This is a genomic window from Natronococcus sp. A-GB7, assembly GCF_029688865.1.
Taxonomy (GTDB): domain Archaea; phylum Halobacteriota; class Halobacteria; order Halobacteriales; family Natrialbaceae; genus Natronococcus.
The window spans coordinates 113,508-133,227 of record NZ_JARUKV010000005.1; the positions used below are offsets into that span (position 1 = coordinate 113,508).

Annotated in this window: 21 protein-coding genes and 1 pseudogene; 15 read left to right on the plus strand and 7 right to left on the minus strand. The window is 67.1% G+C overall.

All coding sequences use genetic code 11. From position 1 onward, the window contains the following. Positions 1-41: 41 nt before the first annotated feature. Positions 42-176 (minus strand): transporter, encoded by a 135-nt coding sequence (locus QA609_RS06325; protein ID WP_278301739.1) that lies wholly within the window; start codon positions 174-176, stop codon positions 42-44. Positions 177-360: 184 nt separating this feature from the next. Between QA609_RS06325 and QA609_RS06330 the strand changes: the two genes are divergently transcribed. The 3 genes from QA609_RS06330 (at position 361) to QA609_RS06340 (ending at position 3,811) form a co-directional block, all read left to right on the plus strand. Further along, on the plus strand, positions 361-2,220 hold the full coding sequence (locus QA609_RS06330) for an aldehyde ferredoxin oxidoreductase family protein (protein ID WP_278301741.1): 1,860 nt from the start codon (positions 361-363) through the stop codon (positions 2,218-2,220). Then, positions 2,220-2,501 carry a ubiquitin-like small modifier protein 1 gene (locus QA609_RS06335; protein ID WP_278301742.1) on the plus strand — a complete coding sequence of 94 codons (282 nt, stop codon included), beginning with the start codon at positions 2,220-2,222 and terminating at the stop codon, positions 2,499-2,501. Before QA609_RS06330 ends, QA609_RS06335 begins: the two co-directional genes overlap by 1 nt. A gap of 83 nt (positions 2,502-2,584) precedes the next feature. Continuing rightward, entirely contained in the window at positions 2,585-3,811 is a 1,227-nt protein-coding gene (locus QA609_RS06340) for an iron-containing alcohol dehydrogenase (RefSeq protein ID WP_278301743.1), read from the plus strand. A 37-nt stretch (positions 3,812-3,848) separates the two neighbouring features. Here QA609_RS06340 and QA609_RS06345 read toward each other — a convergent pair whose 3' ends face one another. Continuing rightward, the gene (locus QA609_RS06345; protein WP_278301745.1) at positions 3,849-5,174 is read right to left on the minus strand and encodes a M14 family zinc carboxypeptidase; all 1,326 of its coding nucleotides are present in this window, start codon (positions 5,172-5,174) and stop codon (positions 3,849-3,851) included. A gap of 306 nt (positions 5,175-5,480) precedes the next feature. On the opposite strand from QA609_RS06345, the gene QA609_RS06350 reads away from it, so the two are divergent. Both QA609_RS06350 and QA609_RS06355 read left to right on the plus strand, forming a co-directional pair. Then, entirely contained in the window at positions 5,481-5,633 is a 153-nt protein-coding gene (locus QA609_RS06350; protein WP_278301746.1) for a C2H2-type zinc finger protein, read from the plus strand. An 87-nt stretch (positions 5,634-5,720) separates the two neighbouring features. Beyond that, positions 5,721-5,987, plus strand: coding sequence for a hypothetical protein (locus QA609_RS06355; RefSeq protein WP_278301747.1), 267 nt, complete (start codon positions 5,721-5,723; stop codon positions 5,985-5,987). A 74-nt stretch (positions 5,988-6,061) separates the two neighbouring features. Here the strand turns inward: QA609_RS06355 and QA609_RS06360 are convergent, their stop codons facing one another. After that, positions 6,062-6,421 (minus strand): SHOCT domain-containing protein, encoded by a 360-nt coding sequence (locus QA609_RS06360; RefSeq protein ID WP_278301748.1) that lies wholly within the window; start codon positions 6,419-6,421, stop codon positions 6,062-6,064. 55 nt (positions 6,422-6,476) lie between these two features. After that, the gene (locus QA609_RS06365) at positions 6,477-8,129 is read right to left on the minus strand and encodes an FAD-dependent oxidoreductase (protein WP_278301749.1); all 1,653 of its coding nucleotides are present in this window, start codon (positions 8,127-8,129) and stop codon (positions 6,477-6,479) included. 126 nt (positions 8,130-8,255) lie between these two features. Here QA609_RS06365 and QA609_RS06370 point away from each other — a divergent pair, with 126 nt between their 5' ends. Further along, positions 8,256-9,347, plus strand: a complete 1,092-nt coding sequence (locus QA609_RS06370) for a glycerol dehydrogenase (RefSeq protein ID WP_278301750.1) — start codon at positions 8,256-8,258, stop codon at positions 9,345-9,347. A 90-nt stretch (positions 9,348-9,437) separates the two neighbouring features. Here QA609_RS06370 and QA609_RS06375 read toward each other — a convergent pair whose 3' ends face one another. Further along, positions 9,438-10,073 carry a metal-dependent hydrolase gene (locus QA609_RS06375; RefSeq protein WP_278301752.1) on the minus strand — a complete coding sequence of 212 codons (636 nt, stop codon included), beginning with the start codon at positions 10,071-10,073 and terminating at the stop codon, positions 9,438-9,440. Between the two features lie 240 nt (positions 10,074-10,313). Between QA609_RS06375 and QA609_RS06380 the strand changes: the two genes are divergently transcribed. From QA609_RS06380 to QA609_RS06395, 4 genes and pseudogenes are all read left to right on the plus strand, one after another. After that, positions 10,314-11,594, plus strand: a complete 1,281-nt coding sequence (locus tag QA609_RS06380; RefSeq protein WP_278301753.1) for a hypothetical protein — start codon at positions 10,314-10,316, stop codon at positions 11,592-11,594. 60 nt (positions 11,595-11,654) lie between these two features. Beyond that, the gene (gene hpt / locus QA609_RS06385; RefSeq protein ID WP_278301754.1) at positions 11,655-12,257 is read left to right on the plus strand and encodes a hypoxanthine/guanine phosphoribosyltransferase; all 603 of its coding nucleotides are present in this window, start codon (positions 11,655-11,657) and stop codon (positions 12,255-12,257) included. Between the two features lie 77 nt (positions 12,258-12,334). After that, a pseudogene (locus tag QA609_RS06390) lies at positions 12,335-12,528 on the plus strand (purine permease); the annotation flags it as partial. A gap of 250 nt (positions 12,529-12,778) precedes the next feature. Further along, a complete protein-coding gene (locus QA609_RS06395) occupies positions 12,779-13,483 on the plus strand; it encodes a DUF2270 domain-containing protein (RefSeq protein WP_278301755.1) in 705 nt (234 codons plus the stop codon). Positions 13,484-13,524: 41 nt separating this feature from the next. Here the strand turns inward: QA609_RS06395 and QA609_RS06400 are convergent, their stop codons facing one another. Next, positions 13,525-14,319, minus strand: coding sequence for a transcriptional regulator FilR1 domain-containing protein (locus QA609_RS06400; protein ID WP_278301756.1), 795 nt, complete (start codon positions 14,317-14,319; stop codon positions 13,525-13,527). Between the two features lie 204 nt (positions 14,320-14,523). Between QA609_RS06400 and QA609_RS06405 the strand changes: the two genes are divergently transcribed. The 5 genes from QA609_RS06405 (at position 14,524) to QA609_RS06425 (ending at position 19,051) form a co-directional block, all read left to right on the plus strand. Beyond that, positions 14,524-15,525 carry a DMT family transporter gene (locus QA609_RS06405; RefSeq protein ID WP_278301757.1) on the plus strand — a complete coding sequence of 334 codons (1,002 nt, stop codon included), beginning with the start codon at positions 14,524-14,526 and terminating at the stop codon, positions 15,523-15,525. A gap of 112 nt (positions 15,526-15,637) precedes the next feature. Continuing rightward, the gene (locus tag QA609_RS06410; protein ID WP_278301758.1) at positions 15,638-16,711 is read left to right on the plus strand and encodes a Vms1/Ankzf1 family peptidyl-tRNA hydrolase; all 1,074 of its coding nucleotides are present in this window, start codon (positions 15,638-15,640) and stop codon (positions 16,709-16,711) included. A gap of 111 nt (positions 16,712-16,822) precedes the next feature. Beyond that, positions 16,823-17,479, plus strand: coding sequence for a hypothetical protein (locus QA609_RS06415; RefSeq protein ID WP_278301759.1), 657 nt, complete (start codon positions 16,823-16,825; stop codon positions 17,477-17,479). Positions 17,480-17,595: 116 nt separating this feature from the next. After that, positions 17,596-18,093 carry a hypothetical protein gene (locus QA609_RS06420; RefSeq protein ID WP_278301760.1) on the plus strand — a complete coding sequence of 166 codons (498 nt, stop codon included), beginning with the start codon at positions 17,596-17,598 and terminating at the stop codon, positions 18,091-18,093. A gap of 160 nt (positions 18,094-18,253) precedes the next feature. Beyond that, positions 18,254-19,051 (plus strand): alpha/beta hydrolase, encoded by a 798-nt coding sequence (locus tag QA609_RS06425; protein WP_278301761.1) that lies wholly within the window; start codon positions 18,254-18,256, stop codon positions 19,049-19,051. Here QA609_RS06425 and QA609_RS06430 read toward each other — a convergent pair whose 3' ends face one another. Further along, positions 19,052-19,687, minus strand: coding sequence for a metallophosphoesterase (locus QA609_RS06430; RefSeq protein ID WP_278301762.1), 636 nt, complete (start codon positions 19,685-19,687; stop codon positions 19,052-19,054). Positions 19,688-19,720: the final 33 nt, after the last annotated feature.

Here is a 19,720-nt window from a genome sequence, read left to right on the forward strand (position 1 = left end):
GAGCTACTTGGCTCTGGGGCCGGCTTATCTCGGCGAACGTATCAGTTCTCGGTAAACCGTCTGAGTCCGACGCCGACGACGGTCAGGAGGGCACCGAGCACGATCCCAAGCGGGGGCGGGAGCGGAACGACTCTCGCGACGCCGACGAGGATGACGATGGTCGAAAGTCGAGTCACGGAGAACGTACCGCGGCCGTCCGGAAAAGTCCAGTGCGTGCGTGGGCGAGCGGACACCCCCTGTGTTAACCGAGCAGGAGTCCACTGGGTCCCCTCGACACACCGGGGGCCGTCGCAATCCACTCGGCACGCGGGAACATCGCCGATGAATTAAGGGGGCCTCCGCCGTACGGTATTCGTATCAATGTCCGAGACGCTCCCCTCGGTGTACGGCGGCGAGATCCTGCACGTCCACCTCGGAACCGGCGATAGCGAGATCGAATCGATCGACCCCCGGGACGCCCGGCGATTCCTCGGCGGGAACGGGTTCGTCGCCAAACAGGTCGCCGAACACGTGCCCGCTGACGCGGATCCGTTCGATCCGGAGAACGTGCTGGCGCTGGCGGTCGGGCCGATGAACGCCACCCCGTTCCAGTCGACGTCGCGCGGCGTCGTCGGCTTCGTGAGCCCGATGACGAACGGGTTCTTCGATTCGACCTTCGGCGGTACGTTACCGCAGGCGCTGAAAACGACCGGGTTCGAGGTGGTCGTTCTCCACGGGACGGCTGAGGAACACTCCTACGTACTCATCGACGAGGACGGGGCCGAGGTGAAGTCGGCCGACGGCCTCGAGGGAACCGAGACCTACGAGACGTGCCAGGAGATCCGCGAGCGCGAGGACGTCGGCTACGACACGCACGTCCTCGCGAACGGGCCGGCAGGCGAGAACCAGGTCCGGTACGCCTGTCTGGTCCACGAATCGAAGATGCGCGAGGGCGTCGCCGGCCGCGGTGGCGCAGGCGCGGTACTCGGCTCGAAGAACGTGAAGGCCATCGCGGTCCAGGGCGGCGACTTCCAGCCGGAACCCGCCGGCGACCTGCAGGGGCGGGCGGTTCAACAGATGGGGCGGCTGATGGACGAGACCGAGATGCTCCAGGAGTACGGCACCGCGGGGCTGGTCAACCCGATCAACGAGATGGGGAAACTCGGCCATCGGAACATGCAGACCGAGCAGGCCGACGCCGAGGACGCCGAGGCGGTAAGCGGCGAGACCCTGCGCGAGGAGTACGTCACCGAGGACACCACCTGCTCGAACTGCGCGGTCAAGTGCGGCAAGCACGTCTCGGTCGAGGCCGAGGGGATCACCGAGGGGAAGATCCCGGAGTTCGAATCGCTGTTCGGGACGGCGACGCTCCAGGAGGTCTACGACCCCGAGCGCGTCATCAAGGCCAACGACCTCTGTGACCGCCTCGGCATGGACACGATCTCGTGGGGCGTCACGGTCGCGTTCGCCCGGGAGTGCTACGAGAAGGGACTGCTCGACGACGACGACTCGCCCCACCTCGAGTTCGGGGACGCCGACGGGCTGGTCGAACTCGCCCGGCAGACGGCCGAGCGCGAGGACTTCGGCGACGACCTCGCCGAGGGCTCGTTCCGGCTGGCCGAGTCGCTCGACGACGAGGCCGAACGTTACCTCTACGGCGCCAAGGGTCTCGAGTTCGCGGCCCACTCCGCGCGCGGACTGAAGGGGATGAGCATCGGCTACGCGACGGCGACGCGGGGCGGCTCCCACCACGACACCCGACCCACCCTCCAGTACGACGGCAACCACGACGAGACGACCGAGGGAACCCCCGAGTTCGCCGCCCGAACCCAGCACTTCACCGCGCTGGGCGATTCGCTGACTCAGTGTCGGTTCGTCAGCGAAGCGGGCTGGGGCGCCCGGGTCAACGAGCGCTACGCGGAGGCGATCAGCCTCGCGACCGGCTGGGAGCTCTCGACCGAAGACGTCGAGGCGATCGGTGAGCGGATCTACAACGTCGAACGCCTGATCAACGTCGCCCGCGGCGTCGCCGACCGCGGGACGGACACGCTCCCCCACCGGACGATGCACGAGCCGATTCCCGACGGCCCCTCGGAGGGGATGTACTGCCCGCCCGAGGAGCTCGAGGGAATGCTCGACGAGTACTACGAGTTCCGCGGCTGGAACGACAACGGCCACCCGACGACCGACACCGTCGATCGACTCGACCTGGCCGACGTCGCCGAGAGCGTCGCCGACTGATGGAGCTCGAACTCCGGTACTTCGCGATGGTTCGCGAGGCCGTCGGCGAGCGGACGACGACTCGTGAGTTCGACCCGGAAACGACCGTTCGGGACGTGCTTGCCACGCTCGAGAACGACCATCCCGACCTCGAGGGGACGTTGCTCGCCGACGACGGGACGATCGCTCGGAGCGTCACGGTGTTACGAAACGGGACTAACGTGACCCACCTCGAACGCGGCGCGACCGAGCTGGCCGACGGCGACACGCTCTCGATCACGCCGCCCGTGACCGGCGGGTGAACGGCTCCGACCCTCGATTAACAACTCCTGTTGTTATTTATAATGGAGAACCTTCTTGAACGCGCTCTGCGTTGGCACAACGCATGTCCGAGCTCACGCACGGAACGCGCACTGTGGTCTCACCGGGAAAGACGCTGTTCGGCGTCGACGCCAGCGAGCGGGTCGGCGAGTACGCCGGCCGACACGGAGAGACGGCGCTCGTGGTCGCCTCCGAGATGATCTACGACATTCACGGTGAGCGAATCGTCGAGAACCTCGAGGCGAGCGGCGTCGAGACGGCGCTGTACACCGGCGTCAGGCCCGATCCGACGGTCGAGAACGTGGAGAACGCCTTCGAGGTCTGGGAGGACCGAGACTGCGACGTCATCGTCACGCTCGGGGGCGGCTCCTCCATCGACGTCGGCAAATCGGTTGGCATCCTCGCGGCCAACGACGGCGACCTCCGGGAGTTCGGCGTCGACAAGGCGGGCTACGAAGGCGTGCCGAATCCGGCGCCGCCGATTATCGCGGTCAACACGACGGCGGGAACCGGCAGCGAGACGACCCGGACGGCCGTGCTGACCGACGAGTCCACCGCCACGAAGTTCATCATCGTCTCCGAGAACATCGTTCCAGACGTCGCCATCGAGGACCCCGAACTGACGCGCTCGCTCCCGAAGAGCCACACCGCGTTCACCGGAATCGACGCCTTCGCTCACGCTATCGAGGCGTTCACCTCGGTCGAGAGCTACCCGCTCACCGACGAGTACGCTCGCAACGCGATGGGACGCATCGTCGACTCGCTACCGGCCGCCTGGGCCAACGGCGACGACATCGAGGCCCGCTCGGAGATGATGATCGGCCAGTTCCACGCCGGCAAGGCCTTCGGTAACTCGTCGGTGGCACTCATTCACGGGATGGCCCGCCCGCTCGGCGCACAGTTGCATATCCCACACGGGCTGGCGAACGGGCTCATCCTCCCCTACGTCGTCGAGTTCAACCAGCTGGCCGCGCCCAAAAAGTACGCCGAGGTGGCCCGGATGCTCGGGGTCGCCGACGAGGGCGACCCCGACCGCGTCGCCGCACGGTGGGCCAGCGACGGCGTCGAACAGCTCTGCGAGGATATCTCGCTCACCGGCTACCTCGACGAGTTCGGCGAGGTTCCCGACCGCGAGACGTACCTCGACGTCGTCCCGGGGATGACCCAGGACGCCTTCGACTCGGGCTCGCCGGACAACAATCCCCGAAAGCCGACCCGGGACGAACTCGAGGCGCTCTTCGAGCGGGTGTACGACGACGCGCTTGCGCCCGACAGCCGGCGCCGATCCTGAACGGTCGTCCGGAGCCGAGGGCCCACGCCCGGACCGCTTACTGCGTGTGGGGGTTCTCGGCGTTCTCGGTCGGCACCGACATCTCGTCGAAGTAGCGCATTTCGTCGATATCGTGGATCGAACCGTCGGCGATCCGGCGGAAGGTCTCGAGGTAGACGTCGCGGGTGAGTTTGACCTTGAACCCTTCGCCCTTCTGGCCGCGCTCCTCGCTCTGGTGGGAGACCTCGTACAGCAGCGCCGCGGCGTCGGTGTACAGCGGCAGCACCTCCTCGTAGCTCCCCCACAGCGGCCCGTAGGGGAAGCGGTTGACTTTGTCGATCCGACCGCCGCCCGCGAGTCCCGCCGCGTCCTTGGCCAGTACGGCCGACTGGAGCGAGCGTTTCTCGGCGTCCTCAGTGATGAAGACGTTGCCGTCCTCGGGACCGTCGATGTCGTCGGAGACGTCGCCGTAGGCCGCGCCCTGGGGAGCCATCACGCTCATCGAGGTCTGCCAGTCGGGGCCGTTCTCGTCGCTCGAGTCCGGATCGATCGGGGTCCCCTGGTGGTGGTGGGTGAAGGCCCAGTCGGGATCGGCCTCGAGGAACGAGTCGATGGTGGCGCGTGTTTCGGGATTGAGGTTCAGCCCACTTCCCCAGATGACCTCTGGGGGGTCATCGACCTGCGACTCGAGGTCGATTTCGTCGATCGGGATACCGTACGAACGTCCATCCCAGATACCGAGATTCTCGTCTTCGTCGGGATCGAAGTCGGGGATAACCGGGAAGTCCCGGTTGAGGTCGTAGCCCGGGACGTCCCAGTGGTCGTAATAGTAGCTCGGCATCTCGGCGGTTTCGCCGTCCCACTCGGTCGTGTTCGCCCGCCGTTGGTAGAAGTCGGAGCTATTCCCCTCAGCCAGCCCGTCGTCCCCGCGGAACTCGTTGCCGTCGGGGTTCATATCCGGGATGATCGTCAGCGAGAGTTCGTCGAGGATGTCCGCGACCTCCGGGGAGTTCCCCATCGCGAGCGTCTGGAGAACCTGGACGGTGGCCTCGAGCCCCGAGGGCTCGTCGCCGTGGATCCCGTTGATCATGTGCAGACTCTCGTCGCCATCGCCGATCTGCACCTCCCAGATCGGATCTTCGCGACCGGCGGACTCGCCGATCTGGCGGAGCTCGAGGCGGTCGCTGCGGCGGTCGAGCCCCTGGAGGCGGTCGGCGAGCTGTTCGTTCGTGTAGTAGGAGGCGTAGGGCAGTTTTTCCTGATCGTCGGTCGTCCCCCACGGCCCCCGCGGTCGGTAGTTGTCGTCGTCGCCGCTGGCGGTCCCCGCAAACGCCAGTCCGGTCGCCGTCGCCGCTATCGACTTGAGCGCGGTACGTCGTTGCATGATCTACCGACTCTCTCCGGAACGGATGAGGTAAAGATTTGTGGTCTTTGTCAGTTGATGAATTAGAAGTCAGAATAGGACTAATAGCTTAGTTCGATCAATAAACGCGGTCGGAACGTCCCGATCCGGCGCGAGTCGGTCACTGAGGACTGCTCGAGAGACCGGCCCCACTGGTCCTCGACGCGACGACGAGTCGTCTGCGCTCGATTCCGCGCCGGAACCGGCCCCACAATCGAACCGGCGACCGGACCACACCCTCGTGTGCAACGTTCACAATTATTATGGACGATGTTGTGACGAACGCACATGGTAATGGACCCGCGAGACGACGAGGACGTCGAGGAATCGAGCGCGTTCCCCTGTCCGGTCTGCCAGGAGACCTTCGACTCCCAGCAGAAACTGGCGGAACACGGCGAGACCGAACACGAAGATACTGATATCGGATCGAAACAGCCCTGATCGGACGCTGGCGTGCGCACGACACGAATTCGGCGGGTACAATTAAGTAGTACGACGTTGATAAGTATAGTTAACGGAGAGTTGACTGTGTCTCTCACTGACAACCCGCGCCCGCCGCTTCCGACGTGGATTACGGACGCGTACGAGGTGCTGTCGACCCGGATCGTCGACTCGAGCGCCGACCACGACGGTGTTCCGTCGATCGACCGCGAGCGGGCGGTTTCGATCCTCACCGAAATCGAGGAGCTCGCACTCGAGCGGGTCGACGCCGAGCACGCGATCACGCGGCTGCTCGAGCGGGGCTACCTCTACGAGGTCGACGGCGAACTGCGGGTGACCAGCCGCTCGGACTGAACGGCGATGGGGCTGGAACTCGCGTTCGTGACCGGTGTGCGGTCTGATGCGTTACTGCCATCGAGCGACGCGGTTCAGGGCCGTTCGTCCTCGCGCCGGAGCCGATCTCGACGCGTCTCGAACTCCTCGTCGGAGAGTTCCCCGCGAGCGTACGCGACTCGCAGCTCCTCGAGTGCAGGATCCGAGCGACGGCTCGAGGAGCCGACGAGAGCCCTATACAGCAAGTAGCCGACGCCGAGGATCACCGCCAGCGGGAACAGCCACAACAAGACTGCGAGCCACCCGATCCCTGCGGTTCCGTTCCAGGTCCACATGTGACCGCCTCCCCACAGCCCCATCATCGGAACGGCCAGCAGCATCAGCAAAACCGGCAGCAAGAACAGGACGACGAGAACGAGTAGTAGGGTTCGGACGGCCGTTTCGTCGGTAGCCATACGGAGACGTTCGACGGCGATCACCAAAATACCGAGCGGACGCTTTCGCGGCCCGTCAGGCCCGACCGCTCAGCCGGCCCGTCACCCGTCGAAGCGACTGGGTCACTTCCCCAGGGTGGGGCAGCCCGAGGCGGTACCGGATCCGATCCTGGCGCTTGAACGGCTCGAGCACCGCGGGCTCCTCGAGCTCCCAGATCCGCGCCGTCTCGCGAGCGCCGTGGCGCCGACAGATCGCGTTCGCGGCCCGGCGCCCGGCCTCGTTGGCCGACTCCATCGACGCGAGGTCGCTGTTGGTCCGGACGTAGTCGCTCGCGATCGTCAGGTTCGGAACGCCGACGTCCGCGGGCGGCCGGTTTCGCAGTGCACCGACCGTGTTGATCAGCAGCGGCGAGCGGTTCTCGACGCCCTCGACGGCCTCGCCACGGGTCCCCGACACACCGCCAGTCTCGACGAGCGCGGGATCGAGGAACCAGTCGACCAGCAGGTCGTCGGTGAGCCGCGTCTCGGGACCGTCGAGGTGGCGCTTGAGCTGCTCCCAGATCTCCGTCGCGATCTCCTCGCGGGAACACCGCCGCGCGGGCTTGCCGTAGACGATTCCGGGTGTATCCCAGTCGGAGGCGATCACCGAGAGCACGCCCTCGACCTCGTCGGGGCCGCGCTCGTCGAGATCGTACCCCGTCCAGAACTGGCGCTGGGAGATCGACGTCAGTGCCCAGGGGGCGTCGGCGTACACCTGGTGGCCGCGGGTCAGCTCGACGTCCTCGCGGAGGTAGAACTGGATCCCGTTCATCCAGGCCGTCTCGAGGCGGTCGATCCGGTCGAGCTCGGGCGCGACCCGAGCCAGCTCCGGCGTCACGAACTCGGGAGCGACCTCGACGGGAACCGCGAGGACGTACTCGTCGCTCCGAACCCGACTCCCGTCGACCAGCTCGAGGCCCGCGACCTGTCCTCCGTCGACCTCGAACCCGCGGACCGGCGTCGCCGGGTGGAACTCGACGCCGAGGTCCTCGAGGTACGCGACCCAGGGATCGATCCAGGCCTCGTTGGTCGGTCCGTTCAGGATCCGTTCGGTCGGCCTGCTCGGATCGAGCTGGCCGAACAGCAGCTGCATGTAGATCGTCCCGATCGTTCGAGCGCTACCGACCTCCGGTCGGAGCGCGACCAGCGACTGGGTGGCGAAGGCGAGCCGATCCTGGAACTCCTGCGAGCGGTTCTCGGCGTCGATGAACTCCCACCAGGAGACGTCGTCGAGCTCCTCCTCGCGGCGCTTCTCGCAGGCGGTCAGCAGGTACGCCAGCCGCTCGAGCAGGAACCGGACGTCCTCGGACGGCAGGTCCTCGGCGAACGCCGGCCGGAGCGCCTCGAGCCACTCGCGGAGCGACTCGGGATTTCCGGTCTCGGCGACCTGATCCGGGCGGTGGGTGCTGGCGATCAGCGTCGCCTCGGTCTCGACGAGGTTGTCGGCGACGCTACCCGTTCCGTCCGGAATTCGCTCCATCGTATCGACGACGTGGCGGTAAAACGCTGGAAAGAAGCGAAACCCGTGCTCGCCGTGCAGTCCGTCGGGGTCGTCGATCGGCATCGAACGGGCCTTCCCGCCGAACCGGTCGTTGGCCTCGTAGACGGTCACGTCGAACCCGCGCTCGGCGAGTTCCTGCGCCGCGGTGAGCCCGCCGATCCCGCCGCCGACTACGGAAACCTCGGTCATTACAGCGATTAGGTCGACGACGCACCTAACGGGCGGGCCTAACAGTGGTATCCCCGATCGTCCATCTCGGACCTGTCGGTTTCCGAGGAAACGCCTATTTGTTCCTGCGTGATGCGAGATCCTCGCATGATTCGATCGTTCAAATCACCGGCAGCGTACGTACAGGGCCGCGACGCCCTCGACCAGCTCGGCGACCGCCTCGAGCCCGCCGCGGAGTCGGCGCTCGTGCTCGCCGACGCGGACGTCCTCGAGATCGTCGGCGATCGGGCCGAGGCGAGCCTCGAGGACGCCGACGTCGAACCGGTCCTCGAGGAGTTCGGCGGCGAAGCCTCCGAAACCGAGATCGACCGCCTCACCGAGATCGCTCGCGATGCCGGCGCGGACGCGATCGTCGGCGCCGGCGGCGGGAAAGCCCTCGATACGGCCAAGGCCGTCCGGGAGAACGCGGGCGGGGCGATGGTCTCGGTGCCGACGATCGCCTCGACGGACGCACCGACGTCGGCGCTCTCGGTGATCTACTCGGACGAGGGCGAGTTCGAACGCTACTGGTTCTACACGGACCACCCCGATCTGGTGCTGGTCGACACGGCGGTGATCGCGGGGGCTCCCGTTCGCTTCTTCAGCTCGGGGATCGCGGACGCGATGGCGACCTGGTTCGAGGCCGACGCGGTCCGGCGGGCCGACGGCGAGAACTTCTTCGACGAGGGACCGACCCACGCCGCCCACTCGCTCTCTCGGCTCTGTTACGACCTCCTGCGGGAACACGGCCGCTCGGCGGTGCGGGCCGTCGAGCAGGGGATCGTCACCGAGAGCGTCGAAGCGGTGACCGAGGCCAACACCCTTTTGAGCGGCCTGGGGTTCGAGAACGGCGGCATCGCGGCCGCCCACTCCGTTCACAACGGGCTCACCCAGCTCGAGGATACCCACCACGCGACCCACGGCGAGAAGGTCAATTTCGGGATCATTACCCAGCTCGTCCTCGAAGGACGCGACGACGCGTTCGTCGACGACGTGATCGAGTTCTCGACCGCGCTCGAGCTTCCCGTCACGCTCGGCGAACTCGGCGTCGACGATCCCGCCGAGGACGACCTCGAGCGCGTCGCGACCGCCGCGCTCGCCGAGGGAGAGACGATTCACAACGCCTTCGACGCGAGCGTCGACGAGGTCCGCGACGCGATCATCGCGGCCGACGACCTCGGATCCCAGCACCGCTCGTAATCACCCGCCCGACTCACGGGAGCACGGTCGACGGTCGAGACGGCGGGGCTCGCGGAGACGGTCCGGCGTTCCCGTGGCCGAACGGGCGCCTCAGTCCCTGACCCGTTCGAGGTCCGAGTCCTCGATCGGCAGGAACCGCTCGGGAAGGGACTCGAGGACGGGCTCGGGGAGTCGTTCGAGCAGCCACTCGGCGACCACGACGAGGGGTTTTCGGACGAGCGCGTATCCGACCGCGACCGCAAGCAGTGCGATCGCGGCGGTCCGGACGGTCCCGTCGAAGACCACCAGCCCGGGAACGGCGAGGACGCCGGCGAGCGCGAGATCGGTCGGCGCGCCGTCGTACCGAACCCAGCGCCGCGGCGCGAGCCAGCGGCCGTGGTAATGGCTGTAGACCGCCCGGTCGGACGTTTCCCGCCAGGGTTTCAGCTCGAGGCCACCGCCGAAGACGTCCATGAGCGAGTGCAACGCGGCCGCGAGGAGGAAGATCGCGACGGCGATGGTCGCGTCGGTCGGGACGAGCACCGCGACGACGGATGCCGGTACCGCGAGCAGCCAGTAGTAGACAGGAAAGTGAAGCGTTCGCCGGTGGCCCGCGTACAGATCGAGATCGGGAAAGACGCCGCCGGCGATCGCCGCGACCGCGAGGACGAACGCGAACTGCGGCGCGACGAGCGCGAGAACGGCAGCGAGCACGAGTCCCGCGAACGCGTGGGTCGGCGCCATCATCGGTTGGGTCCTGTTCGACCGCTCGTCGGATATGGCCGTCGCGCGCTCGAGCAAGCGTCCACCGTCGGTCGCAGACTCACGGGAGGGGACCACGCTCGGGGCGGGAGCCGTAACGGTTTCCCGGGGTGGACTCTGCAAGCCCCGCGCTTTCTTCCGAATCGAACGTACCGAAATCCGAACTCGCCACCGTCGCCGTCGCTGCCACTCGTCTGCGACGCGAGACGAACGACCCCTCCGACGATGTCACGAACACCAACCCGCGCGTTTCACGGCGAGCGGTCGAACGCCGCGATCTCCTGGCTCGCGATCGTCGCCGTGGTCCTCATCGGCGCGAGAGCGCTCCTCGAGGGGCGCGTCCACGAGGTGCTGTTCGCCACGACGGTCGTCACCGTCGCGGTCGTCCCTCTGATCGCGCTCCGGTCGACGCGTGCCGCCCTCCCCTGGGAAGTGACGGCGGCCGCGATCGCACCGTTGCTCGCCGCCATCGTCGCACCGGAGCTCTGGAGCCGCCAGCTCGTCATCTACGGCGGCGCGGCGACGATCGCGCTCGCGCTCACGCTCGAGGTGCACGCGCTGACCGAGATTCGCCTCGAGCGGTGGCTCGCGATCGCGTTCGTCACGATGCTGTCGGCGGCGGTCGCGGCGACCTGGACGGTGCTCACGTGGACGGTAGATCTCGTCGCGGGAACCGACCTCCTCGCAAGCAATACGGAGGCGATGTGGCTCCTGATCGTCGCGACCATTGCGGGGCTCCTCGCGGGCGCCTGCTTCGATCGCTACTACCGTCGCTTCCCGGGCGAGGAGCTCGTCTCGGCGCCCGTCGACGGGATCGAGGAGGACGTCTTTGCGAGCGAAGCCGATATCGACGGCCACCCACCCCTCGAGGAACGGCTTCCGATCTCCGGACGCGCCCAGCACGGGCTCGTCCAGGTGCTGCGGCTCGGGATGGCTGCGATCCTCGGCTACGGAGTCGTCACGTTCGATCCGGGAGTGATCTCCAACGCGGCCGCGATGCTCGCGGTGACGTTCCTGCCGACGTTGCTCCGCCGGCGGTACGGGATCCCGTTCGACGCGGGGCTCACCCTCTGGATCACGACGGTAGTGTTCATGCACGCGATCGGTTCGTTCTATATCTACGACCGGTCGTTCTGGTGGCACAACCTCACCCACCCCCTCTCGGCGACGCTCGTCGGCGCGGTCGGCTACGTCGCCGTCCGCACCCTCGACGAGCACCGCGACGAGATCCACCTGCCGCCGGAGCTCGTTCCGGGAACCATCGTGGTGTTCGTCCTCGCGTTCGGCGTCTTCTGGGAGATCGGCGAGTTCGGGTTCGACGTCGTCGCCGCCTACACCGGCCTCGAGATGCCCCTCGCCCAGCACGGACTGGACGATACGATGACCGATATCGTGTTCAACACGATCGGCGCGATCGTGGTCGCGCGCTGGGGACTCCCCTACCTCACCGACGTCACCGACGTCGTGACGGATCGCCTCGAGAACTGGTGGATTCTCGGCCGATAGCGGCCGTCGGTCGGCTTCCGAGAACGAACAGCTTTTACTCGGATTGGCCGAACCCACGCTATGGAACGCCTGCTCGCCTCGCTCGACGACGCACCGATCATCGACAAGGACGGCTACGAGTACCTCGTGCACCCGATCAGCAACGGCGTCCCCCAGCTCGAGCCCGCGCTGCTGCGGGAGGTCGTCGTCGAGGTCATGCGGACCGCCGACCTCGAGGTCGACAAGATCGTCGCCCCCGAAGCGATGGGGATCCACCTCGCGACCGCGGTCTCGCTCCAGACCGACATTCCGCTCGTGGTGATCCGCAAGCGCCCCTACGGGCTCGAGGGCGAGGTGTCGCTCCACCAGGAGACGGGGTACTCCGAGTCGGAGATGTACATCAACGACGTCGCCGAGGGCGACCGCGTGGTGGTCCTCGACGACATGCTCTCGACGGGCGGTACCTTGGCCGCGATCTGTGAGTCCCTCGACGAGATCGGCGCCGAGATCGTCGACGTCGTCGTCGTCATGCGGAAGGTCGGCGACTCCGCGCTCGACGACACCCCCTACGAGGCGACCAGTCTCCTCGACATCACCGTCGAGGACGGCGAGGTGATCGTCCACGACGTGCCTGACTCCGTCGAGGCCGACACGATCCCAGATTCTGTACACGATAGTGGATAGATAGTGGCTGTAGTCAGCGAAATTTGATCGCGATTGCGAGACCTTCTGTGCGGCGGTTCGCAACCTGGCAGCCACAGATGTCGACCGAACGGGACGGGAGATGGACCTCGAGTACGAACTCGACGACAAGCCGCCGCTGCCGAAGTCGGTACTGCTGGCGATTCAGCGCGCCGCGGTGATAATCGTCCCGGCGACGACCGTGGTGTACGTCGTGGCCGGGGACGTCGGATTCGACGCCGGAGACACCGCCTACATCGTCCAGATGGTGTTAGACACCTTCGTCCCCGGCGAGCAGAGTCCGCTGTTCGACGAGGCGGTCCTCGAGTCCGTGTCCTGGCCGACGATCGGCCGGAACGACGACTGATACGGGATCGCCGTCCGTTTTACCGGTGGGCGCTCCGATCGAACGGCGATCGCCGGGACAGCGACGACGGACCGTACGAACCACCAGTTTTCGACGCTCGCCTCGAGCCCCTCGGAAGCGTACTTCGTCCTCCGCGGCGAAGACCTCGTAGAGGGCAATGTCAGAGAGCACCGATCACGAACCGATCTCCGAAGACGATCTCGGCGGCGAGATCGCGAGCGACGTCTCTGAGACGAGTGCCGTCCTCGGGGACGCCTACCGCGGGGAGTTGGATCGGGAGACGACCTGGCGCGGCCGACTCGACCAGACGACGACCTGGGCGGTGACGGTGATGGCTGCGATCCTCACCTGGGCGTTCTCGAGTCCCGACAACCCACACTACGTGATCCTCGTCGGCGTGCTGGCCGTCGCCGCCTTCCTGCTGATCGAGGCGCGTCGATACCGCGACTACGACGTCTATCGGTCGCGGGTTCGACTGTACCAGGAGAACCTGCTCGCCGACGCGCTCGACCCCTCCCGAGAGTCTGAACACGAGGACTGGCGGAGCGAACTGAGCGACGATTACCGGAATCCGACGATGAAGATCACGATGCTCGAGGCGGTGGCAAACCGGCTCCGGCGTATCTACCTCGCGCTCGTGACGGTCCTGCTGCTGGCCTGGCTCTTCCGGATCACCGCTTACGTCGGCGAGACGGGTGTCGTCGAAACCGCGTCGATCGGAGCGCTTCCCGGCGTCCTCGTTCTGGGGATCGTCGCGGCGTTCTACGGGACCGTCCTAGTGATCGTGCTCTGGCCCCACGAACGCCAGGCCAAGGGGGAGTTCGGGAATCGGGAGGTCGGTGACTGGAAGGAGACGAACTAACGGGGTCGACGCGCTCACCGAGAGAACCGGACGGTAACCGCTCAGGGCGACAGCGCCTCGGCCTCGAGCGGCTCGCCGGTTCGCCAGTAGTGGTCGTAGGTGTCCTCGGCCCACGCCCGGACGGCCGGATCGTCGGTGTCGACCGACGCCCGGAGGACGCCGTTCTCGTCGCGAAGGAGCAGGTAGACGACGTCGTCGACGATCATCGCCGCGATCGGGACCCCCTCGTCCCGAACTCTGAGTTCGGCCCGGTCGGACTCGACGAGCGACCGCAGTCGGTCCCGTAGCCCCGACTCCTCGGCGAGCGCCTCGATCGCGCGTCGGGAGAAGACGCCCCTGAACCGCTGGTCGCCCGCGGCCGTTCGCTCTTGGACGACCGTCAGCGTCTGCTCGTTGAACGCGTGGGAGAACGTTCGAACCTCTTCGCCCTCGCGCAGTAGCTCGAGCAGACGGGACAGCGGCGCGTTCGGCCGCATCTGTGAGGGCTGGGTGATCGTCGCATCCGCCAGCCGCTGCAGGTCGACGTCCATTGCGTGGGTCGGAAGGTAGTCGACGACCTCCCGGAGTTTCATCTCGGCCTCGAGGATTTCCCGGAGGTCGGTAAACCCCTCGGCGACGAGTCGCCCTGTCGCCGTCGCCACGTAGGCGTCACCGTCGCGTCGAATCCACGATCGGTCCTCGAAGTCGCCCAGGATGCGTCCGAGCGTCGCCTGCGAGGCGCCGGTCGCCTCGCCCAGTTCGCCTCGAGTCCGCCGTCCGTCGGCGAGAAGTCCGAGGACCTCGACGCGGTTCGCCGACAGGGCGAGAAACTCGATCTCCTCGAGCGTCGATTCCATACGGTCGCTGGGTCCTCCGAGTGTAAGTCGGTTTCGCACTGTGAAAGAGTTTCATACTATGAAATCTCCGCGCAGGACCTCTGCCTTTCTCGATATGAAATATTTTACGAACGAGCCTATACGTGCTGCGTTCGTACTCGATGTCAGGATGGAAGTTCTCGAACCCACACCATCTACGCTCGATCTCGCGGAGGTGTTCAGTCGGTGATCGACAAACGAACGATCGTCCTGTTCGCACTCGCGAGTCTCTTCTTCGGGGGGACGTTCGTCGCCGCGAAAGCCGGCCTCGAGTACTTCCCGCCGCTGCTGTTCGTGGCGCTGCGGTTCGACATCGCGGCCCTCATCATGGTCGCGTACGCGGCCGTCCGGTTCTCGCGGGAGGACCTTATCCCGACGACCACGGGCGACGTCATCGGGATCCTCGCGACCGGTGGGCTGGTCATCGGGCTGGCGAACTCGCTTCTGTTCGTCGGCCAGCAGTACGCCACCAGCGCCGTCGGTGCGATCGTCTTCAGTCTCAACCCGATCCTGACGCCCGTGTTCGCAGCCGTACTCCTCTCGAGCGAGCGCCTCTCCGCTCGCGGGGCGGTCGGGATGGGGCTCGGTCTGGTCGGCGTCGCGCTCGTCGTCAGCCCCGATCCCGCGATGCTGGTCGGCGGCGACGCCCTCGGGCGCGCGATCCTGTTCGCCGGAGCGGCCAGCGCCGCCCTCGGTGCCGTCCTCATCCGACGGGTCGACGCGACCCTCTCGAGTTCGGTCCGGATCGCCTGGGGGCTGCCCCTCGCCGCGGCGCTCTCCCACGCGCTGTCGCTGGCCGCGGGCGAGTCGGCGGCGTCGATCACCTGGAGCGCCGGTGCGATCGCTGCGCTGGCGTACGTCAGCGTCTTCGCCGGCGTCCTCGCCTACCTCGCGTACTTCGCGCTGCTCGACGAGACGGGTGCGATCGAGGCCAACCTGGTATTCTACGTCGTCCCCGTCGTCTCGACGCTGGGCGGGTGGGCGATCCTCGGCGAACGGATTGCCCCGCTCGCGGTCGTCGGGTTCCTGACGATCTTCGCGGGCTTTGCGGTGCTGGGCAGCGAGTCGGTCGACGTCCGCTCGCGGCTGTTCGCTCGGCTCCCGCTCGAGCGTTCTCGATCCGACGCCTCGGAATCGACCGATCGGGCGTCGGTGCCGAACGACTCCCGACTCTCCCGCTCCGACTGAGGCCGCGTGCTTGAGAGCGCTGGCCGGTTTCCTAATCGGTCGCTCCCCGTAGAGGCGGGTAGTTCAGGTTCGAGGGCGCGTCTCGCGTCGTCTCGAACTGATCTTCGAATCTATGTCACTCTCGAACTACGACCTCCACGAACGACTCGATCGCCTCTCGAACGTCTCCGCCGACCGGGATATCCTGGTCTCGCTCGCGGTTCCGCCTGGCGACTCCATCGGCGAGGCCCGCCAACCCGTCGAGACCGACTACGCCGAGGCGACCCAGCTCGACGAGCAGTCGTCCCCGCAGCCGCTCGTCGACGCCCTCGAGGCGATCAGGGATCGGCTCGACGAGTACGACGAGACCCCCGACAACGGCCTTCTCGTCTACGCCGGCGAGCCCGACGGCGACCTGCTGACGGCGACGTTCGACGACCCCCCGGTCGAGATCCAGGAGTCGATCTACGCACACGCAAACGAGTTCGACCTCTCGCCGCTCGAGTCAGTCACCGAGCCGTCGGCAACGTACGGCCTCCTCGTCGTCGAGCGCGGCGGCGCGGCGCTGGGCCGACTCGACGACGAGGGCGTCGAGGAGATCGACGTCTTCGACAGCGACGTCCCGGACAAGTCCGGCGCCGGCGGCCAGTCGGCCGAACGCTTCGAGCGCGACCGCGAACACCGGGAACGAGAGTTCTTCGACGACGTCGCCGAGCGAACGACCGTCACGTTCCTCGAGGATGACGAGATCGACGGGTTGCTGCTGGGCGGGACGACCGGAACGATCGAACGCTTCCGCGAGGAGACGGATCTCGACCACCGACTCGAGGACCTGGTCGCCGGCGAGTTCGCCGTCGAGTACGCCACGAAACAGGGTCTCGAGCGCCTCGCCGAGAGCGGCCAGGAGGCCATCGACGAGCGCGACCGCGAGGCGGTCAGCGAGGCGCTCGCCGAGTTCCTCGACGACGTCGGCTCCGACGCGGTCGCGTACGGCAGCGCGGACGTCGACGACGCCCTCGAGTACGAGGCCGTCGACACGCTGTTGCTCTCGACGACGCTCGAGGGGACGACGATCCAGGAGTTAGGCGAGCGCGCCGAGGAGCAAGGCGGCGAGGCGCTGGTTGTACCCGACGACTTCCCGAACGGTGACCGGTTCGCCGACGTCTTCGACGGGATCGGCGCGATTCTTCGGTTCCCGATCGAATAACCGGGACGAGAGCGCTCGAGGAGGACTCTCGATCGATGTGAGTGGAGCCCGCGGGACGACAGAGAAAAGAAATCCTCATAGGAGCGGATCGCGATGTGAGGACCAACGTCAATGAGTCCCGTCACTACCGGTGGCACCGCAGCGAGTATCGCCTCGAACATCGTCGCGTTCGACGCCACGTACGGCGTCACGGTCGTCGCGACCGCCATGCTGGCGCTGTTCATGGTCATGATGGTGTTTCTCGCCGTCGCGCCGATCGTCTCCTCGAAGTGGAGCGAACAGCTCGGAAGCGACGTCGCCGTCGAGACGGCCGACGTCCTCCCGGAGGACGAGACGACCGACGCCTCCGCGGAAGACGAGGCGGCCGACGCATCGCCGGAAGCCGAGACAGCCGTTTCCTCGTCAGAGGCGGCCGCTGCGGGCGGCGCAGGCACCGACCTCGACGACGCGGACGACGTCGAGGAGGGAACGTTCACGAGCGAGGACCTCGGCAAACTCGTCGAGCGGGCCGACGGTAAGGTGATCGGCACCGTCGCGTCGGTCGGCGGCGAGCAGGCCCGCGTCGAGCCCAGCCCCGACGCGCTCGACCAGATCCTGATCCGCCTCGACCGGATGGAGGTCGGCGAGGCCTTCGTTCTCGAGGCCGAGGACGTCCGGGAGATCAGTAGTACGCGGATCCTCCTCGAGCGCGAGTTCGTTCGGCCGACGGGCGAACCGACGCCGGAGACCGAGACCGAGACGGACGACGTCTCCGCCGCGACGGAGTAACTCCCTTCTACCGCTGGCGTCCCGGGTTCGACCGCGGAGGCCCACCACGTTCAGTTTCCTCGAGACCGACTCCTGCAGGCACCACGCTCTTTTCCGGCTGCCGTGAGGTCGCCTCTATGTGCGACACGTTCACGGACGCCGATATCGGTGCGCGAGTCGAGACCGCCGACAGTGAGACGGTCGGCGTCGTCGCCGCGGTCGACGGCGCCGTCGTCCGCGTCTGTCCTCCGCCCGCGGCCGACGGTCCGGCCTCGACGGCTCCAGCCATGGCGACCGGTCCCGACGAGACGCATTCGCTCGAGCTAGCCGCCGTAGCCGAGCGGAAGGGAGACCGGCTCGTTCTCGAGCCCGATCGCTCGCTCGAGTTCGACGTCGAAAATCGGGACCGTGCGTCGTCCGGAGACGGGACCGACGCGCTCGAGGCAGCCGAGCCGACCGATCGCGGCGCCGAAGCGGACCCCGACGCCCTGACGGAGCGAGAGCCGGAGGCCGAACTCGACCCGTCGGATCCGGACCGTGGTCCCGAGGTCGAGGTGTCAGTCGACGAGGAGCCGAGCCGGACGGACCGTTCGAACGGCGACCGTCGCGACGACGCCGACACGGAGAACCACTGAGTGCGAGCGACCGTCCGGATCGCCTTCTCGAGCACCAGAAGGGCCATCTCGACCGCATTTGATATCGCACACTGAGGTTTACACCGAGAGTCGGGGGCGGCTTTCGGTTGTCGTTGCCGGGCCGGGAACTAACGGTATCGTCGTCGTACGCCGACGGACGATGGTGATATTCGACCGCAGCGATCTCGAGGGCGTCGACGTCGACGGTCCCGCGGACGCACAGGCGATCGTCTTCGTTCACGGCGCGATGTTCACCAAGGAGATGTGGCTCCCCCAGCGACGGGCGCTGGCCGACGAGTACCGGGTCGTCGCGCTCGATCTGCCCGGACACGGGACGTTCGCCGACGAGACGTTCCGGATGGAGCCGGCGATCGACCGCCTCGAGGAGACGATCGAGACCGCGACCGACGGTAGCGCGGTACTGGTCGGCCTCTCGCTGGGCGGCTACGTGGCGACCGAGTACGCCTCCCGCCACCCCGAGCAGGTCGACGGGCTGGTGTTGACGGGCAGCAGCGCGAACCCCGTCGGCGGGATGCGGCTGGTGACGCGAGCCAACGGCACCCTCGCGCGCCTGCTCACCCGTCCCGATATCGGCAAGCGCGCCGTCGATCGGCTGGCGACGCGGTGGGTTCGCAACCGCGACCTGCCGCCGGATATCGAGGCGGCGATCATCGACGCGGGGTTTTACCCCAAGCAGTTCGGCGATGCGGGGCCGGACGTCCGCGGCGTGAACTTCCGGGAGAAGCTCTCGACGTACCCCGGGCCGACGCTGATCGTCAACGGCGAGCACGACAAGGTCATGCGTCGCGGCGAGCGCGAGCACGGGGCCGCTGCACAGGACGCGCGGATCGAGGTGCTCGCGGGGGTCGGTCACATCTGCAATCTCCACCGACCGGAGACGTACAACGCACGGCTTCGAAACTTCATGCACCAGCGCGTCGCGCCCCGGCAGGGATAACTACTCGCTCGAGTCGATCCCGTGGCTCTCGAGCGCCAGCGTCTCCGGATCGAGTTCGTAGTAGCGCTCCCAGGCCGGCGCGAGGCTTACGACGCGGGAGCCTGCGATCTCGGCCTCGCGGTGGCGGTGGTGGTGACCCACGAGACAGAGATCGGGTGAGAGCACCTCGAGCAGGTCGTCGACGTGCTCGCAGCCGGGATCGTAGCCGTACGACAGCAGTCCGGTCGGGGCCTCGTGGACGAGGAGGACGTCGACGTTCGAGAGCTCGGCCGCCCGCTCGACGTCCTCGCGAGTGAAGTGTCGGCGTCGGTCCCCGGAGAGCTCGGATCGGGGCAGGTCGTACTTCGTCGGTGCGTGGTTGCCCGACAGCCCCGCCACGCGGACGCCCTCGACGGTCGCCGCCGTGCTCGCCAGCAGGTGGACGTTCCGGGTTCCCGCGGTCTCGCCGGCTCGCAACGCCTCGATCGTGTCGAACTCCTCGTTGTTGCCCGCGGCGAACCACGTCGGCGCCGGCAGCTCGTAGCACTCGAGGTCGCCAACCTGCAGGACGGCGTCGGGCTCGAGTCTGCGGTAGTGGTCGAGAAGCGTCTCCCGTCGGTCCGGATCGGAGGCGTGTGCGTCGCCGAGCACGAGCATACCGTCTCGAGGGGGCGGATCCGGAAATACTGC